Raw genomic sequence first — 18,418 nt, forward strand, 5'->3', positions numbered from 1 at the left:
CGTCCCACCGCCCCGGCCCCCGGCCGGGGGCCGCTGACCGGTCAGGGACGCCAGCCGGTCTGCGCCGCCCACTGCTCGGCGCGCAGGTGCTCCTCGTCGAACCACGGGTCCTTCGCGGTGGTCCACGCGGCGCTGTCCGGGGCGGAGGCCGCCAGCTCCCGCTTCAGCGCCAGATAGGCCGACCGCTGGTCCGGGTCGGCACGCAGGTGGTCGCGCATCAGCAGCGCGTACCGCCAGCCGGGCGCGTTGGCCGGGCGGACGTGCAGGTGCACGGGGCGGCCCGGGTCGGCGCTGCCGTGCAGCCGCTTCTCCCACCGGCCGCTGCCGGGCGGGCGGGGGTCGTCCCACCACTCGCCGGGCAGGCGCGGGAAGCCCGCCTCCGCGAGCCGTTCGGCCAGCGGTCCGTCCGCGTCGGCGAGGGTCGGGACGGTGAGCTGGATGTCGATCACGTCCCTGGCGACGAGCCCCGGGACCGCGGTCGAGCCGATGTGGTCGATACGCAGGTCGGCGGGGGCGAGCGCGTGCCGGATCCGGGCGGCCAGCCGCGCGTACTGCTGCGGCCAGGTCGGGTCGGCCTCCGTCAGGACGACGTGCTCCGAGGGGGCCGCCCGCCGCTCGCGCAGGTTCGCCTCGTAGGGCCGCAGCCGCTCGCGCCACAGCGCGTCGACGGCCGCGTGCAGGTCGTCGAGGCTGCCGTCGTTGGTCAGCAGCACGTCCGCCGCGCCCCGCCGCCGGGCGTCGTCGGCCTGCGCGGCGATCCGCCGCTCGGCCTCCGCCCGGTCCATCCCCCGGTCGCGGGCCAGCCGCGCCAACCGGGTGGCCACCTCCGTCTGCACCACGACCACCAGGTGGTACGTGGGCGCGAGCCCCACCTCCACCAGCAGCGGCACGTCGTTGATCACGATCGCGTCGGGTGCCGCCGCGGCGGCCAGTTCGGCGGCCCGGGCCCGTACGCGGGGATGGGTGATCGCCTCCAGCCGGCGGCGCGCCGTCTCGTCGGCGAACACCAGCGCGCCCAGCGCCGCCCGGTCGAGGGCGCCCTCGGCGTCGAGGATCCGCTCGGAGAAGGCCGCGACGATCTCGGCCAGCCCTTCCGTGCCCGGCGCGACCACCTCCCGGGCCACCCGGTCGGAGTCGATCAGCACCGCGCCGCACTCGGTCAGTCGCCTCGCCACGGCGCTCTTGCCGGACCCGATTCCTCCGGTCAGTCCCACCTTCAGCACGACGTCAGTCAACCGGATCACCACCGCGCTGCCGGCACCGGGGGCACCCCGGACCGGTCCCTCTGGAGCCGTATCCTAGTACTAGGATAGGCGCGTGGAGTTGACCACCGCCGAGCTGACCGTGCTAGGCCTGCTCATCGAACGACCCCGGCACGGCTACGACCTGGAGCAGGTGATCGCGCGACGCGGCATCCGTCAGTGGTCCGACGTTGGGTTCTCCTCGATCTACTACCTGCTCGCCAAGCTGGACAAGCGCGGCCTGGTCCACGTTCCCGAGGCTCCCGCCGCCCCGAAGTCCCGCCACGTGTTCCACGCCACCGCCGAGGGCCGGGCGGCCGCGGCGCGCACCGCGCTGGCGCTCATCGAGCAACCGCAGCCGGTCCGGCACCCGCTTCTCGTCGGCATCGCCAACCTGCCCCTGCTCTCCGACCGGGAGTACGCGCAGGCGCTGCGCACCCGGCTGGCGGGGGTCGAGGCCCGCATCGAGTCGCTCCGGTCGGCGCAGCAGGCGCAGGCCCCCCTCCCGCACCCGGCGCGGGAGGTCTTCTCGTACTCGCTGAGCCTCCTGGAGGCGGAAAGGCAGTGGCTCGCCGCCCGAGCCCAGGTGCCTGATGACTGACAAGACCGACTTCAAGAAGACGCTCGACGCCTATCAGGCCGGGCGCGGCCAGTTCCGGATCGTGGACGTGCCCGACACGCGGTACCTCATGGTCGACGGCCACGGCGACCCGAACGGCGCACCGGCGTTCACCGGCGCCATCGAGGCCCTCTACCCGGTGGCCTACAAGCTGAAGTTCGCCAGCAGGCGAGACCTCGGCCGGGACTACGTCGTCCCGCCCCTGGAGGGCCTGTGGTGGGCCGAGGACATGGACTCGTTCACCGCCCGGCGCGACAAGGCACGGTGGGACTGGACGCTGATGATCATGGTGCCGGACTGGATCGGCCAGGACCTGTTCACCGCCGCCGTCGAGCAGGCCGGGGCCAGGAACCGCCCGTCACGTCTCGACGACGTCCGCCTGGCGACACTGTCCGAGGGGCGGTGCGTGCAGACGCTGCACGTCGGTTCCTTCGACGACGAGGCCGAGGTGCTGGCGCGGCTGCACGGTGAGTTCGTCCCGGGCAACGGGCTGCGGATGGTGGGCAGACACCACGAGATCTACCTCAGCGACTTCCGCCGGGTCGCGCCCGAGCGGCAACGCACCATCCTGAGGCAACCGGTCGCCGCCGCATCGGGTACGTAGGGCGGCGAGGGCGCGGCGGCGGGCGGCTGCGGAAAGACGGGAGCCCCGCCCCCGGCGATCTCGCGATCGCGGGGACGGGGCCCGTCGTCGTTCAGCGGGTCACTTGCCGCCGGCGAGCTTCTCCCGCAGAGCGGCGAGCGCCTCGTCGGTGGCCAGAGTGCCGGCCGGCTCCTCGGCCTGACGGCTCGGGGCCGCGCTGGTCGAGGTGGTGGTGCCACCACCGGTGACGGGCGGGGCCGGGTTGGCAGCCGCCTCGGCGTCGGCGGCCCGGGAGGTCTGCACCTGCTTGGTGTGGGCCTCCCAGCGCTGACGCGCCTCGGCGTACTGGTTCTCCCAGGTCTCGCGCTGCTTGTCGTACCCCTCGAGCCACTCGCCCGTCTCCGGGTCGAAGCCCTCCGGGTAGATGTAGTTGCCCTCGGTGTCGTACGTCGCGGCCATGCCGTAGAGGGTCGGGTCGAAGTGCTCCTCGCCCTCGACGAAGCCCTCGTTGGCCTGCTTGAGCGACAGCGAGATCCGGCGGCGCTCCAGGTCGATGTCGATGACCTTGACCATGACCTCGGAGCCGACCTGGACGACCTGCTCCGGGATCTCCACGTGGCGCTCGGCCAGCTCGGAGATGTGGACCAGGCCCTCGATGCCGTCGTCCACCCGGACGAAGGCGCCGAACGGCACCAGCTTGGTGACCTTACCCGGCACGATCTGCTGGATCGCGTGGGTGCGGGCGAACTGACGCCACGGGTCCTCCTGCGTCGCCTTCAGCGACAGCGAGACCCGCTCGCGGTCCAGGTCGACGTCCAGGACCTCGACCTCGACCTCCTGGCCCACCTCGACGACCTCGGACGGGTGGTCGATGTGCTTCCAGGACAGCTCGGAGACGTGCACGAGGCCGTCCACGCCGCCCAGGTCGACGAACGCGCCGAAGTTGACGATCGAGGACACGACGCCCTTGCGGACCTGGCCCTTCTGCAGCTTGTTGAGGAACTCGGTGCGCACCTCGGACTGCGTCTGCTCCAGCCAGGCCCGGCGGGACAGGACCACGTTGTTGCGGTTCTTGTCCAGCTCGATGATCTTGGCTTCGAGCTCGCGCCCGACGTACGGCTGCAGGTCGCGCACCCGACGCATCTCGACCAGGGAGGCGGGCAGGAAGCCCCGCAGCCCGATGTCGAGGATGAGGCCGCCCTTGACCACCTCGATGACCGAGCCGCGGACGACCCCGTCCTCGTCCTTGATCTTCTCGATGGTGCCCCAGGCCCGCTCGTACTGCGCCCGCTTCTTGGAGAGGATCAGACGACCCTCCTTGTCCTCCTTCTGGAGGACCAGGGCCTCGATGTGGTCACCAACCGAAACGACCTCGGCCGGGTCCACGTCGTGCTTGATCGACAACTCCCGAGAGGGGATGACACCCTCGGTCTTGTAGCCGATGTCGAGCAGGACCTCGTCCCGATCGACCTTGACGACGGTGCCTTCGACAATGTCGCCGTCGTTGAAGTACTTGATGGTCTCGTCGATCGCGGCGAGGAAAGCCTCCTCGGAACCGAGATCGTCGTGGGTGACCCGGGTGGCGCTCGAGGGGGCCTCGATGCTGCTCGTCATGTGGGCGGTTGCTCCGGTCGGATGGTGTGTCACAGCAGGCTGGTGTGTCGCGGTGACCTGTTCGCGCCAGCGGATCCGTCGCCGGGCACACCGAAAGATCATCGCGTGAGATCATGGATGTGGCTCCGCCAGTGGTCCCGGAGACCGCGCACCTGCTCCCTGCCGAGGCACACGATCCGCGAGCGCATCATCTAGCCTACCCGCTGCATTACCACAGCGTGCAAGCCCTCCCGTCCTCTCGCCGCCTCGTCAGCTGCGAAAGCGGAGATATCGGCAGGAAGGCGCCGCAGGTGTCGCGTCCGTCACAGGGGCATCACCGGTGAACGGTAGCGCCGGGCGCCGTACCCCGCACTCCGGGGGTCGCCCGGCGCACGGCGCGCGCGGGGCTAGCGTGGGCGGGTGGATGACGACAGCCGGGTGACCCGGCGCCGGGTCGGCAACGCCGAGGCCCGCCGGGCGAACCGCCGCTGGTGGGACGCCGACGCCGACGACTACCAGGCCGAGCACGGCCGTTTCCTCGGTGACCTGGACTTCGTCTGGTGTCCGGAGGGCGTGCGGGAGGCCGACGTACGGCTGCTGGGCGACCTGGCCGGCCGGCGGGTGCTGGAACTCGGCTGCGGGGCCGCCGCCGCCGCGCGGTGGCTCGCCACCCAGGGGGCCCGGCCGGTCGCCCTGGACCTCTCCGCCGGCATGCTGCGGCACGCCGCGCTGGCGGCCGGACGCACCGGCGTACGCGTGCCGCTGGTGCAGGCCGACGCGCTGGCGCTGCCCTTCGCCGACGCCGCGTTCGACACCGCCTGCACGGCGTTCGGGGCGGTCCCGTTCGTGGCCGACTCGGCGGCGGTCATGCGCGAGGTGTTCCGGGTGCTGCGCCCCGGCGGCCGGTGGGTGTTCTCGGTGACCCACCCGATGCGGTGGATCTTCCTCGACGACCCCGGCGAGGGCGGGCTGACCGCCGTGCACTCGTACTTCGACCGCTCCCCCTACGTGGAGCAGGACGAGGCCGGTGACGCCACCTACGTCGAGCAGCACCGCACGCTCGGCGACCGGATCCGCGAGCTCGTGGGCGCTGGGTTCCGCCTGCTCGACCTCGTGGAACCGGAGTGGCCCGAGGGGCACGAGGGGATCTGGGGGCAGTGGAGCCCGCTGCGCGGCCGCCTCTTCCCCGGCACCGCCATCTTCGTCGCGCAGAAGCCCGCCGGCTGACCGGCACGCGCCCCGACCGGAGCGCGCCCGGCCGGGGCCGTCGTTTCGGGGCATCGACGCCGGGTACCCGCGTCGCATGGCCGAGCAGAGCGAGTTCCACAGCGGTGACCACGTCTCCTGGGCCAGCCACAGCGGCCGGGCGTACGGCGTGGTCAAGGAGAAGATCACCGAACGCACGCACGTACGCGGGCACGCCGTGAACGCCTCACCGGACGACCCGCAGTACCGGATCCGCAACGACGACTCGGGGCGGGACGTCGCACACCGTCCGGAGGTGCTGCGCCATGAGCAGGGGTGACGAGGGCCGGGACACCTACCGGGAGTTCACCGAGGCGGTGAACATGAAGCCGGCCGAGCTGTCGACGTGGCTGGAGACCGACGAGTCGAAGCAGGTCGGCTGGCACAAGGGTGGGCGCTCCGGCGGCGGCGAGTCGGTCGGGCACGAGTCGGGCCGCAAGATCATCGAGCTGCTGCGGCGCAAGCGTGCCGAGCTCTCCGAGGGCGACTACCGGCACATGCGCAAGGTCGTCGGCTACGTCCGCCGGCACATGGCGCAGCGCCCCTCCGGCGACGTCCGCGACACGAAGTGGCGCTGGTCCCTGATGAACTGGGGCCACGACCCACTGAAGCGCTGAGCCCGTCCGCTTGACCCTGCCACTGACGGCAGGGTCCGACGATCCGCACCATGAGTCGAGCGCAACGCAGGATCGTCGTCGTCACCGGTGCGGGCACCGGGATCGGGCGGGCCACGGCCCGTGAGTTCAGCGCCCAGGGGGCGTACGTCGTCGCGGTGGGACGACGGGCCGCGCCACTGGCGGAGACCGCCGCCGGCCACCCCGGCATCGAACCGCTGGTCGCCGACGTCACCGCTCCCGGCGCCGCGGAGCTGATCGTCGGCACCGCCACGCAGCGGCACGGCCGCCTCGACGTGCTGGTCAACAACGCGGGCGTGGCCGGCGGCGGTCCGCTCGGTTCGCTCGCCCCCGAGACCGTCGAGCGACACCTGGCGACGAACCTGGTGGCGCCGCTCCTGCTCACCCAGGCGGCGGTGCCGGCGCTGACCGACAGCCGGGGCGTCGTCGTCAACGTCACCACGTCGGTCGGGTCGCGGGCCTGGCCGGGCAGCTCGCTGTACGCGGCCGGGAAGTCCGCCCTGGACTCGCTGACCCGCAGCTGGGCGGTGGAGCTCGCGCCGTCCGGGATCAGGGTGGTGGCGGTGGCGCCCGGCGCCGTCGACACCCCGATCGGCGCGCACCAGAGGCTGACGCCGCAGCAGCAGGCCGACGTCCGCCGCTGGCAGGTGGAGCGGACGCCGCTGGGACGCATCGGGCGTCCCGAGGAGGTGGCGTGGGCGATCCTGCGCCTCGCCGACCCGGCGGCCGGCTTCGTCACCGGCGTCGTGCTGCCGGTCGACGGTGGCGCCGTGATCGCGTGACGGCGTCGCCCGCCGCACTGGTAGAACGGTGCCCGGAGGTACGGACCATGCTGATCGGCGAGCTGGCGGAGGCCACCGGCACCACCCCACGCGCGCTGCGGCACTACGAGCGGCACGGGCTGCTCGACTCCCGGCGGGCCCACAACGGCTACCGGATCTACGACGAGCGGTCGGTGGGCCGCGTGCGCAACATCCGTCACCTGCTGGCCGCCGGCCTGACGCTGGACGACGTGCGGACGTTCCTGCCCTGCCTGGACGGGGACGTGGCCGCCGCCCCGCCCGCGCCGGCCGGTGTCCGGGTCGCCCTGGACCGCCTCGCGGTGCTCGACGCCCGCATCGCGGCGCAGACGGCGGCACGCGACCGGCTGGCGGCGGCCCTGCGCGCGGCGGGCACGGCCGTCCCAGAAGTCTGACGACGACGCGGACCCGCCGCCCCTGCCCTGACCCACGGCCGTCCCGCACCGTTCGACGGCGGCGCGGGTCCTGCCGCCCTCCCCGGGCAGGGCCCGTGCCGGCGCGCGGCGGGCGGCGCCCGTCAGTGGTCGGCGCTGTTCCAGTCCCGGCCCTCGCCGACGGAGACCTCCAGCGGCACCGACAGCGGGTGCGCCCCGCCCATCTCCCGCCGCACCAGCGCCTCCAGGGTCTCCCGTTCGCCCGGGGCGACCTCGAAGACCAGCTCGTCGTGCACCTGGAGCAGCATCCGCGAGCGCAGGCCCGCCTCGCGCAGCGCCGTGTCGACGTGCAGCATGGCGACCTTGATGATGTCGGCCGCCGAACCCTGGATGGGAGCGTTGAGCGCCATCCGCTCCGCCATCTCCCGGCGCTGCCGGTTGTCGCTGACCAGGTCGGGCAGGTAGCGGCGGCGGCCCAGGATGGTGGAGGTGTAACCGTCGTGCCGGGCGCGGGCGACGACCTCCTGGAGGTAGTCGCGCACGCCCCCGAAACCGGCGAAGTAGTTCTCCATCAGCCCGCGCGCCTCCTCGGCGGTGATCCCGAGCTGCTGGGAGAGGCCGAACGCGCTCAGCCCGTACGCCAGGCCGTAGTTCATTGCCTTGATCTTGCGCCGCTGGTCGGCGGTGACCTCGTCGACCGGCACCTCGAAGACCGACGAGGCGGTGGCGGCGTGGAAGTCGGCACCGGAGTTGAACGCCTCGATGAGCGCGTCGTCCGACGACAGGTGCGCCATGATCCGCATCTCGATCTGGCTGTAGTCGGCGGTGAGCAGGCAGTCGTAGCCCTCCCCCACCACGAAGGCGCGCCGGATGCGGCGGCCCTCCTCGGTGCGGATCGGGATGTTCTGCAGGTTGGGCTCGGTGGAGGAGAGCCGCCCCGTGGCCGCCACCGTCTGGTTGAACGTGGTGTGGATGCGGCCGTCGTCGGAGACCGACTTGAGCAGCCCGTCGACGGTCGTCTTGAGCTTCGCCACGTCCCGGTGGCGCAGCAGGTGGGCCAGCACCGGGTGCGGGTTCTGCGCGTGCAGCCACTGCAGGGCGTCGGCGTCGGTGGTGTAGCCGGTCTTGATCTTCTTGGTCTTGGGCAGGCCCAGCTCGCCGAAGAGGATCTCCTGCAACTGCTTCGGCGAGCCGAGGTTGAACTCCCGGCCGACCGACTCGTAGGCCCCCTGGGCGGCGGCTTTCACCTCGGCGGCGAAGTGCGCCTCCAACTCGGAGAGGTAGTGCGTGTCGGCGGCGATGCCGGTGCGTTCCATGTCGGCGAGCACCCGCATCAGCGGCAGCTCCACCCCGGCCATCAGCCGCGCCGACTGCTCGCCGTCGCGGGACAGCTCGGCGTCGATCGCGTCGGCCAGGTCTAGGGTGGCGCGGGCCTGGAGCATGAGGTTCTGCTCCGCCTCGCCGTCGTTGCCGAGCCCCTCCAGGGTGAGCTGGCCGGTCTCCGGGGCGTCGACCCGCAGCTCGCGGTGCAGGTAGCGCAGGGCCAGGTCGGTCAGGTCGTAGGAGCGCTGGTCGGGGCGGGCCAGGTAGGCCGCGATCTGCGTGTCGCGGAGGATGCCCTCCAGGTGCCAGCCGTGCGCGGCGAACGCCAGCACCGCCGGCTTGCTGTCGTGCAGCACCTTGGGCCGCCCGGCGTCGGCCAGCCAGGCCGCCAGGGCCGCCTCGTCGGTCGGCTCCAGGGTGGCGGGATCGCACCAGGCCGCCGCACCGCCGGCGGTGGCCAGCGCCAGCCCGGTCACCGAGGCGGTGTGCCGGCGGTTGGGCCCCGTGTCGAGCTTCGCCGCCACGCCCACCGGGGTGTCGGCCGGCGCGTGCGTCTCCAGCCACCCGGCGAGCGCCCCGGGCTCGGTGAGCACCTCGCCGGTCAGGTCGAACCCGGACTCGGCCTCCGGCTCCACCGCCTCCAGGTACTGGTAGAGCCGGTCGCGCAGGATGCGGAACTCGAGGGTGTCGAAGACCTGGTGGACGGCCTCGCGGTCCCACCCCTCCCACCGCGCGTCCTCGGGGCGCAGCGGCAGCTCCAGGTCGGAGACGAGACAGTTGATCTCGTAGTTGCGGATCACGTCGGCGAGCCGCTCGCGCAGGCTGTCGCCGGCCTTGCCCTTGATCTCGTCGGCCCGCGCGACGACCCCGTCGACCCCGCCGTACGTGTTGATCCACTTCGCGGCGGTCTTCGGCCCGACCCCGGGCACGCCGGGCAGGTTGTCGCTGGTCTCGCCGACCAGGGCGGCCAGGTCGCGGTAGCGCTCCGGGGGGACGCCGTACTTCGCCTCGATCGCCGCCGGGTCCATCCGGGCCAGGTCCGAGACGCCCTTGCGCGGGTAGAGCACCGTGATCTGGTCGCCGACGAGCTGGAACGCGTCCCGGTCGCCGCTGCTGATCAGGACCGACATGCCCTGGTCGCGGGCCTGGCAGGCGAGGGTGGCGATGATGTCGTCGGCCTCGAAGCCCTCCTTCTCCACCACCGGGATGCGCAGCGCCGCGAGGACCTCCTTGACCAGGCTCACCTGGCCCTTGAAGTCGGTCGGGGTCTCGCTGCGGCCGGCCTTGTACTCCGCGTACTTCTCGGTGCGGAAAGAGCGGCGGGAGACGTCGAAGGCGACCACGATGTGCGTCGGCTGCTCGTCGCGCAGCACGTTGATCAGCATGGACGTGAAGCCGTAGACCGCGTTGGTCGGCTGCCCCGTCGTGGTGGAGAAGTTCTCCACCGGCAGGGCGAAGAACGCCCGGTATGCCATGGAATGTCCGTCGACGAGAAGCAGGCGCGGCGTCGTAGCTGTCACGGCAGCGACTCTAGCCGCCCGCTCCGACACTCCGGGACACCGGCACGGACGCCGGCGCGGCCCGAGGCGGACGCCGGCGCGGCCCGGGGTGGGCCGCGCCGGCGTACCGCTCAGAGCACCTTGGCCAGGAACGCCTTCGTCCGGTCGTGCCGGGGGTTGGCGATCACCTCGCGGGGCACGCCGGACTCGACGACGACGCCGCCGTCCATGAAGACCAGCGAGTCGCCGACCTCGCGGGCGAAGCCGATCTCGTGGGTGACCACGATCATCGTCATGCCGTCGCGGGCGAGGTCCTTCATCACGTCGAGCACCTCGCCGACCAGCTCCGGGTCGAGCGCGCTGGTGGGCTCGTCGAAGAGCATCAGCTTCGGCTGCATCGCCAACGCCCGGGCGATCGCCACCCGCTGCTGCTGCCCGCCGGAGAGCTGGCTCGGGTAGTTGCCGAGCTTGTCGCCCAGCCCCACCCGCTCCAGCAGCGCGGCGGCCCGGTCCCGGGCGGTGGCCTTCTTCTCCCCACCCACCTGCACCGGTGCCTCGGCGACGTTCTCCAGGGCGGTCATGTGCGGGAAGAGGTTGAACCGCTGGAACACCATGCCGATCGCCCGGCGCTGGGCGGCGACGTCCTTTTCCCGCATCTCGTGCAGCTTGCCGCCGCGCTCGCGGTAGCCGATCAGGTCGCCGTCCACCCAGATCCGGCCGGCGTTGATCTTCTCCAGGTGGTTGATGCAGCGCAGGAACGTCGACTTGCCGGAGCCGGAGGGACCCAGCAGGCAGCACACCTCGCCGCTGCGGACCTCCAGGTCGATGCCCTTGAGCACCTCGATCGCCCCGAACGACTTGTGCACCTGCTCGGCCCGGACCATCGGCGCGGACTCCACCGCCGCCCCGCCGGCCGCTGCCGGCACCGTCAGCTCGGTCATGCGCCGTCCGCCTTCCCGGTCGTGCCGCCGTTCTCCGCCGCGATCGCCCGCAGCCTGGTCTTCGCCCGTCCGCTGCGCCCGACGCCCTTGGAGAAGTGCCGCTCCAGGTAGTACTGCCCGACCAGCAGCACGCTGGTCAGCAGCAGGTACCAGATGGTCGCCGCCACCAGCATCGGGAAGACCTGGAAGGTCCGGCTACCGACGGCCCTGAGCTGGAAGAACAGCTCGGTGGAGACCGGCACGAAGGCCACCAGCGAGGTGTCCTTGAGCATGGCGATGGTCTCGTTGCCGGTCGGCGGGACGATCACCCGCATGGCCTGCGGCAGCACGATCCGACGCAGGATCTGCCCCCGGCGCAGGCCGAGCGCCTGGGCCGCCTCGGTCTGCCCCTCGTCGACCGACTGGATGCCGGCCCGGACGATCTCCGCCATGTAGGCGGCCTCGGACAGGCCCAGCGCCAGCATGCCGGCGACGAAGCCGGTCAGGATCTCCACGGCGGAGAAGCCGAACAGCCGCGCCTCGAAGTCGTCGACCCCGAACAGGGCGCCGATCTGCCGGTCGAAGGGCAGGCCGAACTCGACGCGCGCCCAGAGGATGCCCAGGTTGCCGAAGAGGATCGCCAGCACTAACCGGGGCACCGCCCGGAAGAACCAGGTGTACGCGAAGGCGACGCCGCGCAGGATCGGGTTCTCCGACAGCCGCATGATGGCGATGACGACGCCCAGCCCGACACCGATCAGCATGGCGGTCAGGAGCAGCGCGATCGTGCCGCGCAGCCCCTCGACGATCGGCGGGCGGAACATCTCGTCGATCATGAACGACCAGTTGAACGCCTTGTTCGTCACCAGCAGGTGCACGAACATGGCCACCAGCACCCCGATCACGGCGACGGCGACCCACCGCCCGGGATGCCGCACGGGCACGGCGCGGATGGGTTCCGGCCGTGCCCGTTCGGGTGTGTCAGTCTCGACAGACATGGTCAGCTGGTCGGGTTCAGCGCCGGAGTCGTGATGGCGCCGCCCTCGACGCCCCACTTCTTCAGCGCGCCCTCGTACGTGCCGTCGGCGATGACCGCCGTGACGGCCTCCTTGAGCACCTCGGCGAACGCGGCCTGGTCCTTCTTCACCGCGTAGCCGTACGGGGCCGACTCGTAGATGTCGCCGAGCAGCTCCAGCTGGCCGCTGCTCTGCTTCACCGCGTACGCGCCGACCGGGGAGTCGGCCAGCATGGCGTCGTTCTTGCCGCTGACCACGGCGGCCGTGGCGTCGCTCTGCGCCTGGTACTGGTCGATGGTGATGGCCGGCTTGCCGGCGTCGGTGCACTTCTTCGACCGGGCGGTGATGTCGTCGAGCTGCACGGTGCCGACCTGCACGGCGATCTTCTTGCCGCAGGCGTTCTCGGTGTCGACCTTGGCCGGGTTGCCGGCCTTGGTCGCCCACTGGGTGCCGGCGGAGAAGTAGCTGACCATGTTGACGGTCTTCATCCGCTCGGCGTTGATGGTGAACGAGGAGACGCCGACCTCGTACTTGCCGGAGTCGACGCCGGGCAGGATCGCGTCGAACGGCGCCGACTCGTACTCGGCCTTCAGGCCGAGCTTCTGCGCGACCGCGTTGAACAGCTCGATGTCGAAGCCGACCACTGTCTTGCCGTCGGCGTCGAGGAACTCCGCCGGGGCGTACGTCGAGTCGGTGCCGACCTTGATCACGCCGTCGGCCTTGATGGCGTCGGGCACCTTCGCGGCCAGCGCCGAGTCGGCGGCGGCGGTGACGCTGGGGCCGGCGCCGGGCTGCTCGGTGCTCTCCTTCTCGCCGCAGCCGGCCAGCGAGAGGGCGAGCAGGGCGGCGCCGGTGACGCCGAGGGCGGCCCGGCGGCCACCACTGATGCGGAACATGGGGTACTCCTTGCGATGAGGGGTGACGGCCGGTCAGGCCACGCCGAGGTAGGCCTCTTTGACCGCCGGGTCGTGCAGCAGCTCGGCACCGGTGCCGCTCTTGACGATCCGGCCGGTCTCCAGCACGTACGCCCGGTGGGCCCGGGCCAGCGCCTGCTGGGCGTTCTGCTCGACCAGCAGGACGGTGGTGCCCTGTTGGTTGATCTCGACGATGATGTCGAAGATCTGCTGGATCAGCATCGGGGCCAGACCCATCGAGGGCTCGTCGAGCAGCAGCAGCTTCGGCCGGCTCATCAGCGCCCGCCCGACGGCCAGCATCTGCTGCTCGCCGCCGGAGAGGGTGCCGCCCTGCTGCCTGCGCCGCTCGGCCAGGCGCGGGAAGAGGCCCAGCACCCGGTCGAGGTCCTGGGCGATGCCGGCCCGGTCGCGCCGGGTGTACGCACCCATGTCGAGGTTCTCCAGCACCGTCATGCCCGGGAAGATCCCGCGGCCCTCGGGTGCCTGGCACAGCCCCCGCCGGACCCGCAGGTCCGCCCGGAGCTTGGTGATGTCCTCACCGTTGAACCGGATGCTGCCGCTGGCGACCGGCCGGATCCCGGAGATCGCCCGCATCGTGGTCGACTTGCCGGCGCCGTTGGCGCCGATCAGGGCGACGATCTCGCCCTCGTCCACCGTCAGGCTGATGCCGTGCAGCGCCTGGATCCGCCCGTAGAGCAGGCTCACATCGTCGATCTCAAGCAGCATCGTCCGGCACCCCCAGGTACGCCGCGATCACCTTCGGGTTCTCCCGCACCTCGGCGGGCAGCCCCTCGGCGATCTTCTTTCCGAACTCCAGCACCACGATCCGGTCGGTGACCCCCATGACCAGGCGCATGTCGTGCTCGATGAGCAGCACGGTCACGCCGGTGTCCCGGATCTGCCGGATGAGCTGGAGCAGTTCCTCCTTCTCCGCCGGGTTGAAGCCGGCGGCCGGCTCGTCCAGGCAGAGCAGCACCGGGTCGGTGGCCAGCGCGCGGGCGATCTCCAGCCGCCGCTGCTCGCCGTAGGAGAGGTTGCGGGCGAACTCATGCATCCGCTTGCGGATGCCGACGAACTCCAGCAGGCGCTCGGCCTTCTCCCGACTCGCGCGCTCCTCCTTCCAGTACCGCGGCAGGCGGAACAGCGCGGAGATGACGCTCGTCTTGTTGTGCGCGTCCGCGCCCACCAGGACGTTCTCCAGCGCCGTCATCTCCGGGAAGAGGCGGATGTTCTGGAACGTCCGCGCCATGCCCATCTTGGTGATCTGGTGCCGCTTCTTGCCGCTGACCTTCTGGCCGCGGAACCGGATCTGCCCCTCGGTGGGCTGGTAGATGCCGGTCATGGCGTTGAAGCAGGTGGTCTTGCCGGCGCCGTTCGGGCCGATCAGACCGAGGATCTCGCCCTTGTAGAGGGTGAAGTCCACCTCGTTCAGGGCGACCACGCCGCCGAAGCGCAGCGTGACCTTGTCGACCTCCAGCAGCGGCTCCCGGGTGGGCACCGCCTCCACGGCCGGCGCGCCGGCCTGCGCCGGAACGACCGGCGTCTGCTCGGTGTCACTCACCGACGGTCACCTCCTTGCGACGATCCTTGAACTCCGCCGCACGTCGTCGGTTGGGGATCAGACCCTCCGGCCGGAAGATCATCATGACCACCAGCACCAGGCCGAAGAACAGGAACCGGTACTCGTACAGCTCGACGCCCAGCAGCTCGATGCCACGGAACCGCTCGATCATGTACGCCACCAGGCCACCGCCGACGATCGCGCCGACGATGTTGCCCGAGCCGCCGAAGATGACCGCGGCCAGGATGATGATCGAGTTCAGCAGCTCGAAGTTCTGCGAGTTGACGAAGTTCTGCTTGCCCGCGAAGAGCGCGCCGGCGAGGCCCGCGATCGCGGCGCCCGCGGCGAACGCCCACAGCTTGAACTTGAACGTCGGCACGCCCATGAGCTGCGCCGCGTCCTCGTCCTCCCGGATGGAGATCCAGGCGCGCCCGACCCGGCTGTGGGTCAGGTTCCGCACCCCGATGACCACCAGGATGATCAGCGTGAGCACCAGCCAGTAGTACGGCCGTGCGTCGAGCACGCCGAAGACCGGCTTGCCGTCGGCGAACTCGCCCGGCGGGTGCGGGATCTGGTTGAAGCCCCGCTGCCCCCGGAGGAACTCCGAGCTGACCGCGCCGATGCGGATCATCTCGGCGAAGCCGAGCGTCACCAGCGCCAGGTAGTCGCCGCGCAGCCGCAGGGTCGGCGTACCGAGCATCACGCCGGAGACCATCGTCAGGGCGATCGCCACCGGCACCGCCAGCAGCCACGGCCAGAGCGTCTTGAGGTTGCTGCTCGGCGAGGTCAGCACCGCCACGGTGTACGCGCCCACGGCGAAGAAGCCGAAGTAGCCGAGGTCGAGCAGGCCGGCGAAGCCGACCACGATGTTCAGACCGACGGCCAGCAGCACGTAGATCGAGACGGTGAACATCACCTGGGTGAAGTTCGCACCGGGGGTCGGGATCGGCCCGAGGTACTGGTAGAACTCCTTGTTCGGCAGCGCGTAGAAGAACACGATCACCGCGGCCAGCAGCGCCCAGCGCACCCAGCGCGGCGCCCCGCGCCACCGTTCCCCGGCCGCCTCGCGGCCGGAGCGCACCTTCTCCAGAACGGTCGTCATGCCCGTGCCCTCCCCAGCGACTCACCCAGCAGACCGGTCGGCCGGAACATCAGCAGCACCACCAGCAGCGCGAACGCGGCGAAGTCCTTCCACTCGCTGCCGAACAGACCGGAGGCGTAGTTCTCGATCAAGCCCAACAGCAGGCCGCCGAGCAGCGCGCCGCGCAGGTTGCCGATGCCGCCGAGCACCGCGGCGGTGAATGCCTTCAGGCCGAGCAGGAAGCCGACGCTGTAGGTGAGGGTCTGGATCCGTACGTCGTAGAGCAGACCGGCGACGCCGGCCATGCTGCCGCCGGCGATGAAGACGATCAGGATGATCCGGTCCTTGTTCACGCCCATCAGCGCGGCGGTGTTGGCGTCCTGGGCGACCGCCCGGATGCCGCGACCGACCCGGCTGCGGTTGATGAACAGGTCCAGCGCGATCATCATCACCAGCGCGGCGCCGAGGGTGAGCAGCTGCACCCCGTCGATCGGCACGCCGAAGACGTGGAACAGCGGTTCCTGGCTGACCAGGATCGGGGCGCCCTCGGGGCGACGGCGGGTCCAGATGCCGAACGCCTCGGAGATGGCGATGGACGCGCCGATGGCGGTGATCAGGAAGGCCAGCGGCGGCGCGTTGCGCTTACGCAGCGGCCGGTACGCCACCCGCTCGATCACGGTGGCCGTGCCGGCGGAGGCGATCGCCGCGACGATCATCGCCACCAGCAGGTAGAACATGATCGACCCGATGCCGCTGACCTGCGAGTTCTGGTCGAGCCCGAAGCCGTTCCAGGTCCAGATCGCCGCGAACGCGCCGGCGATGAAGACCTCGGAGTGGGCGAAGTTGATGAGTCTCAACACGCCGTAGACCAGCGTGTAGCCGAGCGCGACCAGGGCGTAGATCGCACCCTGCGTCAGGCCGGTCGTCGTGTATGTCCCGAAGTTGGAGAACAGGTCGTCGAAGTTCAATGAAGGGACACTCCATCAGGGTCTGGAGAGAAAAGTGGGGCGCGGCCGGGAGCACAGCTCCCGGCCGCGCCCGCGATCACCACTCAATCGCCGTTGCAGCGACCGACGTCAGGACTTGGGGATCTCCTGGTCCGGAACGACCTTGCCGTCCTTGACCTTGAAGGCCCAGACCTTGACCTGCGCCGGGTCGAGCTCGCCGCCCTCGACGAACTTGTAGCTCGCCGCGACGCCCTCGCCGCTGTAGCCCTTCACGAACTCCAGCAGGCCCTCACGGCTGGTCTTGCCCGCCTTGATGCCGGCCAGCAGGATGTTCGCCGCGTCGTAGGCCGTGTCGCTGTAGGTGCCCGGGTCGGTGCCGTTGAGCGCCTTGTACTCCTCGATGAAGGTGCCACGCGCCTCAGCGGCCGGCTGGCACGGGCAGGTGAGGATGGTGCCCTCGGCCGCCGCCGCACCCGCGGAGGTGATGTACGCGGCGTCGTTCACGCCGTCGCCGGCGATCAGCGGAGCGGTGACCCCGGCAGCGGTGAGCTGCTTGCGGATCAGGCCGGCCTCCTGGTAGTAGCCGCCGTAGAAGACCGCCTTGACGTTGGCGGCCTTGACCTTGGTGACCACGGCCGAGAACTCGACCTGCTTGCCGTCGCCCTGGACCTTGTCCGAGCCGACGACCGCGGGGCCGAGCAGCTTCTTGACCTCGTCGGCCAGGCCGGCGCCGTACGCGGACTGGTCGTCGATGACGTAGACCTTGTCGGCCTTCAGCACGTTCTTGATGTAGTTGCCGGCACCCGGGCCCTGGCTCAGGTCGTTGCCGACCGCGCGGAAGAAGGTCTTCCAGTTCTGCTTCGCGAGCGTCGGGTTGGTGGCCGACGGGGTGATGGTCACCAGACCGGCCTCGTTGAAGAGCGGACCGGCGGCCTCCGACTCACCCGAGTAGGCCGGGCCGACGATGCCGAGGATCTTGGTGTCGTCGATGGCCTTCTGGGCCAGCTGCGGGGCCTGGTCCGGGCTGCCCTGCGAGTCCAGGGGAACCAGCTCGACCTTGCAGTCGGCGTTCTCCTTGTTGTACTTGTCGACCGCCAGCTTGACGCCGTTGTTCTCGTTGATGCCGAGCGCCGCCGACGGGCCGGTCAGCGCGCCGAAGAACGCGATCTTGTTGCCGCAGGCGTCGCCACCGGACGCCGCGTCGTCGCTACTGGAGCATGCCGTGCCGCCGGCGACGAGCGCCAGCATGGCGACCCCACCGATAACGCGCGCGAGCTTCTGCCTCAAGGCCCGAACCCTCCTCCGTCCAATGGTCCGAACCACCCGCTGCCGATTGGCCCTTGCGGGGGCGGACGAACCAGACCGTCGTCGCCGGTCTGGGGCCGGACGCTATCCCACCTTTGAGCTGTGACGAAAGCCCCAGGGGAGCGGGTTGACCGAACCGTTACACGGCGTGGCGGGTTCGAAACGATCGCTGTAAGAACCGTCGGCGGCAAAAGGCCTTCGCCTTCGTTTCATCGGTAACGGGTCGAACTTCGTCCACCCTTTACCGATCGATGGCCGGTAACCCGACTGACCAGGCACGGGACGCCTCCCCGTCGTCAGACACCAACACCAGTCGATCACCCTGCGACGCGACCGCCACGGCCGTGTTCCCACCATCCGGCACCGGGGCCGGCATGGTCATCAGTCGCCACGAATCCCCCGCATCGGCGGAAAGCCACAGTCCGTGACCACCGCCGTCCCCCGTCACCGCGACCAACTCCCGCCCGGCCGGCACCAGGGCGTCGACCGAGGACACCCCCGGACCGGCCGCGCCGAACCCGCCGGCCCGCCGCCACTCGTCGCCCACCAGCCGCCAGGTCGCGAACCCGTCGCGCACCGGGCCGACGGCCACCACCGCACCGTCGACCGAGGCCACCCGCTGCGCCTGGCCCCGCCCGTCCGGCACCGGCAGCGCCATCCGCCGCCAGGACCGCCCGTCGGCCGAGCTCCAGGCCAGGGGCGTCAGCGCCGTCGCGCCGGGCGGCAGCACCGCGCCCACCACCCACCAGCCCGCCGGCACGG

At 71.1% G+C, this 18,418-nt stretch carries 18 protein-coding genes and 1 pseudogene; 7 read left to right on the forward strand and 12 right to left on the reverse strand.

Annotated elements, in window-relative coordinates:
• Positions 1-41: 41 nt before the first annotated feature.
• Positions 42-1,223, reverse strand: coding sequence for a dephospho-CoA kinase (gene coaE, locus F6X68_RS18700; protein ID WP_151455514.1), 1,182 nt, complete (start codon positions 1,221-1,223; stop codon positions 42-44).
• A gap of 94 nt (positions 1,224-1,317) precedes the next feature.
• Between coaE and F6X68_RS18705 the strand changes: the two genes are divergently transcribed.
• Together F6X68_RS18705 and F6X68_RS18710 are read left to right on the forward strand one after the other, a co-directional pair.
• Complete coding sequence (locus F6X68_RS18705; protein WP_151455501.1) at positions 1,318-1,842, forward strand: PadR family transcriptional regulator; 525 nt, start codon at positions 1,318-1,320, stop codon at positions 1,840-1,842.
• On the forward strand, positions 1,835-2,464 hold the full coding sequence (locus F6X68_RS18710; protein ID WP_151455502.1) for a GyrI-like domain-containing protein: 630 nt from the start codon (positions 1,835-1,837) through the stop codon (positions 2,462-2,464). Before F6X68_RS18705 ends, F6X68_RS18710 begins: the two co-directional genes overlap by 8 nt.
• A 99-nt stretch (positions 2,465-2,563) precedes the next feature.
• Here the strand turns inward: F6X68_RS18710 and rpsA are convergent, their stop codons facing one another.
• Positions 2,564-4,159, reverse strand: coding sequence for a 30S ribosomal protein S1 (gene rpsA, locus F6X68_RS18715; RefSeq protein WP_151455503.1), 1,596 nt, complete (start codon positions 4,157-4,159; stop codon positions 2,564-2,566).
• A 297-nt stretch (positions 4,160-4,456) separates the two neighbouring features.
• Between rpsA and F6X68_RS18720 the strand changes: the two genes are divergently transcribed.
• The 5 genes from F6X68_RS18720 to F6X68_RS18740 all read left to right on the forward strand — a co-directional run bounded on the left by F6X68_RS18720 (position 4,457) and on the right by F6X68_RS18740 (position 7,111).
• On the forward strand, positions 4,457-5,263 hold the full coding sequence (locus tag F6X68_RS18720) for a class I SAM-dependent methyltransferase (protein WP_151455504.1): 807 nt from the start codon (positions 4,457-4,459) through the stop codon (positions 5,261-5,263).
• A gap of 76 nt (positions 5,264-5,339) precedes the next feature.
• Positions 5,340-5,561, forward strand: a complete 222-nt coding sequence (locus F6X68_RS18725; RefSeq protein WP_132236460.1) for a DUF2945 domain-containing protein — start codon at positions 5,340-5,342, stop codon at positions 5,559-5,561.
• The gene (locus F6X68_RS18730; RefSeq protein ID WP_151455505.1) at positions 5,548-5,898 is read left to right on the forward strand and encodes a DUF3140 domain-containing protein; all 351 of its coding nucleotides are present in this window, start codon (positions 5,548-5,550) and stop codon (positions 5,896-5,898) included. Before F6X68_RS18725 ends, F6X68_RS18730 begins: the two co-directional genes overlap by 14 nt.
• Positions 5,899-5,948: 50 nt before the next feature.
• Positions 5,949-6,698: an SDR family NAD(P)-dependent oxidoreductase gene (locus F6X68_RS18735; RefSeq protein ID WP_151455506.1), complete on the forward strand. Its 750-nt coding sequence runs from the start codon at positions 5,949-5,951 to the stop codon at positions 6,696-6,698.
• A 47-nt stretch (positions 6,699-6,745) separates the two neighbouring features.
• Positions 6,746-7,111 carry a MerR family transcriptional regulator gene (locus F6X68_RS18740; RefSeq protein ID WP_151455507.1) on the forward strand — a complete coding sequence of 122 codons (366 nt, stop codon included), beginning with the start codon at positions 6,746-6,748 and terminating at the stop codon, positions 7,109-7,111.
• A 122-nt stretch (positions 7,112-7,233) separates the two neighbouring features.
• Here the strand turns inward: F6X68_RS18740 and polA are convergent, their stop codons facing one another.
• The 10 genes and pseudogenes from polA to F6X68_RS33605 form a co-directional block, all read right to left on the reverse strand.
• Positions 7,234-9,933 carry a DNA polymerase I gene (gene polA / locus F6X68_RS18745; RefSeq protein WP_151455508.1) on the reverse strand — a complete coding sequence of 900 codons (2,700 nt, stop codon included), beginning with the start codon at positions 9,931-9,933 and terminating at the stop codon, positions 7,234-7,236.
• 110 nt (positions 9,934-10,043) lie between these two features.
• On the reverse strand, positions 10,044-10,853 hold the full coding sequence (locus tag F6X68_RS18750; RefSeq protein ID WP_151455509.1) for an amino acid ABC transporter ATP-binding protein: 810 nt from the start codon (positions 10,851-10,853) through the stop codon (positions 10,044-10,046).
• Positions 10,850-11,830, reverse strand: a complete 981-nt coding sequence (locus F6X68_RS18755) for an amino acid ABC transporter permease (RefSeq protein ID WP_151455510.1) — start codon at positions 11,828-11,830, stop codon at positions 10,850-10,852. Before F6X68_RS18755 ends, F6X68_RS18750 begins: the two co-directional genes overlap by 4 nt.
• A gap of 2 nt (positions 11,831-11,832) precedes the next feature.
• Positions 11,833-12,744, reverse strand: a complete 912-nt coding sequence (locus F6X68_RS18760) for an ABC transporter substrate-binding protein (RefSeq protein ID WP_151455511.1) — start codon at positions 12,742-12,744, stop codon at positions 11,833-11,835.
• Between the two features lie 33 nt (positions 12,745-12,777).
• Positions 12,778-13,488, reverse strand: a complete 711-nt coding sequence (locus tag F6X68_RS18765; protein ID WP_088999313.1) for an ABC transporter ATP-binding protein — start codon at positions 13,486-13,488, stop codon at positions 12,778-12,780.
• Positions 13,478-14,323 (reverse strand): ABC transporter ATP-binding protein, encoded by an 846-nt coding sequence (locus F6X68_RS18770; RefSeq protein ID WP_132236445.1) that lies wholly within the window; start codon positions 14,321-14,323, stop codon positions 13,478-13,480. The genes F6X68_RS18765 and F6X68_RS18770 overlap by 11 nt, the downstream gene beginning before the upstream one ends.
• The gene (locus tag F6X68_RS18775; protein ID WP_151455512.1) at positions 14,316-15,425 is read right to left on the reverse strand and encodes a branched-chain amino acid ABC transporter permease; all 1,110 of its coding nucleotides are present in this window, start codon (positions 15,423-15,425) and stop codon (positions 14,316-14,318) included. The genes F6X68_RS18770 and F6X68_RS18775 overlap by 8 nt, the downstream gene beginning before the upstream one ends.
• A complete protein-coding gene (locus F6X68_RS18780) occupies positions 15,422-16,372 on the reverse strand; it encodes a branched-chain amino acid ABC transporter permease (protein WP_132236441.1) in 951 nt (316 codons plus the stop codon). Before F6X68_RS18780 ends, F6X68_RS18775 begins: the two co-directional genes overlap by 4 nt.
• 108 nt (positions 16,373-16,480) lie before the next feature.
• Positions 16,481-17,638, reverse strand: a complete 1,158-nt coding sequence (locus F6X68_RS18785) for a branched-chain amino acid ABC transporter substrate-binding protein (RefSeq protein WP_151455513.1) — start codon at positions 17,636-17,638, stop codon at positions 16,481-16,483.
• Positions 17,639-17,897: 259 nt separating this feature from the next.
• Positions 17,898-18,418: pseudogene (locus tag F6X68_RS33605) on the reverse strand (hypothetical protein); the annotation flags it as partial.

It is taken from the genome of Micromonospora sp. AMSO12t, from assembly GCF_008806585.1.
GTDB classification, from domain to species: Bacteria; Actinomycetota; Actinomycetes; order Mycobacteriales; family Micromonosporaceae; genus Micromonospora; species Micromonospora reichwaldensis.

What these genes read in the sequence shown, in the direction of transcription:
- F6X68_RS18710 (WP_151455502.1), top strand. Translation starts at nt 1,835, where the DNA reads ATGACTGACAAGACCGACTTCAAGAAGACGCTCGACGCCTATCAGGCC.
- rpsA (WP_151455503.1), bottom strand. Translation starts at nt 4,159, where the DNA reads ATGATCTTTCGGTGTGCCCGGCGACGGATCCGCTGGCGCGAACAGGTC.
- F6X68_RS18725 (WP_132236460.1), top strand. Translation starts at nt 5,340, where the DNA reads ATGGCCGAGCAGAGCGAGTTCCACAGCGGTGACCACGTCTCCTGGGCC.
- F6X68_RS18730 (WP_151455505.1), top strand. Translation starts at nt 5,548, where the DNA reads ATGAGCAGGGGTGACGAGGGCCGGGACACCTACCGGGAGTTCACCGAG.
- F6X68_RS18735 (WP_151455506.1), top strand. Translation starts at nt 5,949, where the DNA reads ATGAGTCGAGCGCAACGCAGGATCGTCGTCGTCACCGGTGCGGGCACC.
- F6X68_RS18740 (WP_151455507.1), top strand. Translation starts at nt 6,746, where the DNA reads ATGCTGATCGGCGAGCTGGCGGAGGCCACCGGCACCACCCCACGCGCG.
- F6X68_RS18750 (WP_151455509.1), bottom strand. Translation starts at nt 10,853, where the DNA reads ATGACCGAGCTGACGGTGCCGGCAGCGGCCGGCGGGGCGGCGGTGGAG.
- F6X68_RS18755 (WP_151455510.1), bottom strand. Translation starts at nt 11,830, where the DNA reads ATGTCTGTCGAGACTGACACACCCGAACGGGCACGGCCGGAACCCATC.
- F6X68_RS18760 (WP_151455511.1), bottom strand. Translation starts at nt 12,744, where the DNA reads ATGTTCCGCATCAGTGGTGGCCGCCGGGCCGCCCTCGGCGTCACCGGC.
- F6X68_RS18765 (WP_088999313.1), bottom strand. Translation starts at nt 13,488, where the DNA reads ATGCTGCTTGAGATCGACGATGTGAGCCTGCTCTACGGGCGGATCCAG.
- F6X68_RS18775 (WP_151455512.1), bottom strand. Translation starts at nt 15,425, where the DNA reads ATGACGACCGTTCTGGAGAAGGTGCGCTCCGGCCGCGAGGCGGCCGGG.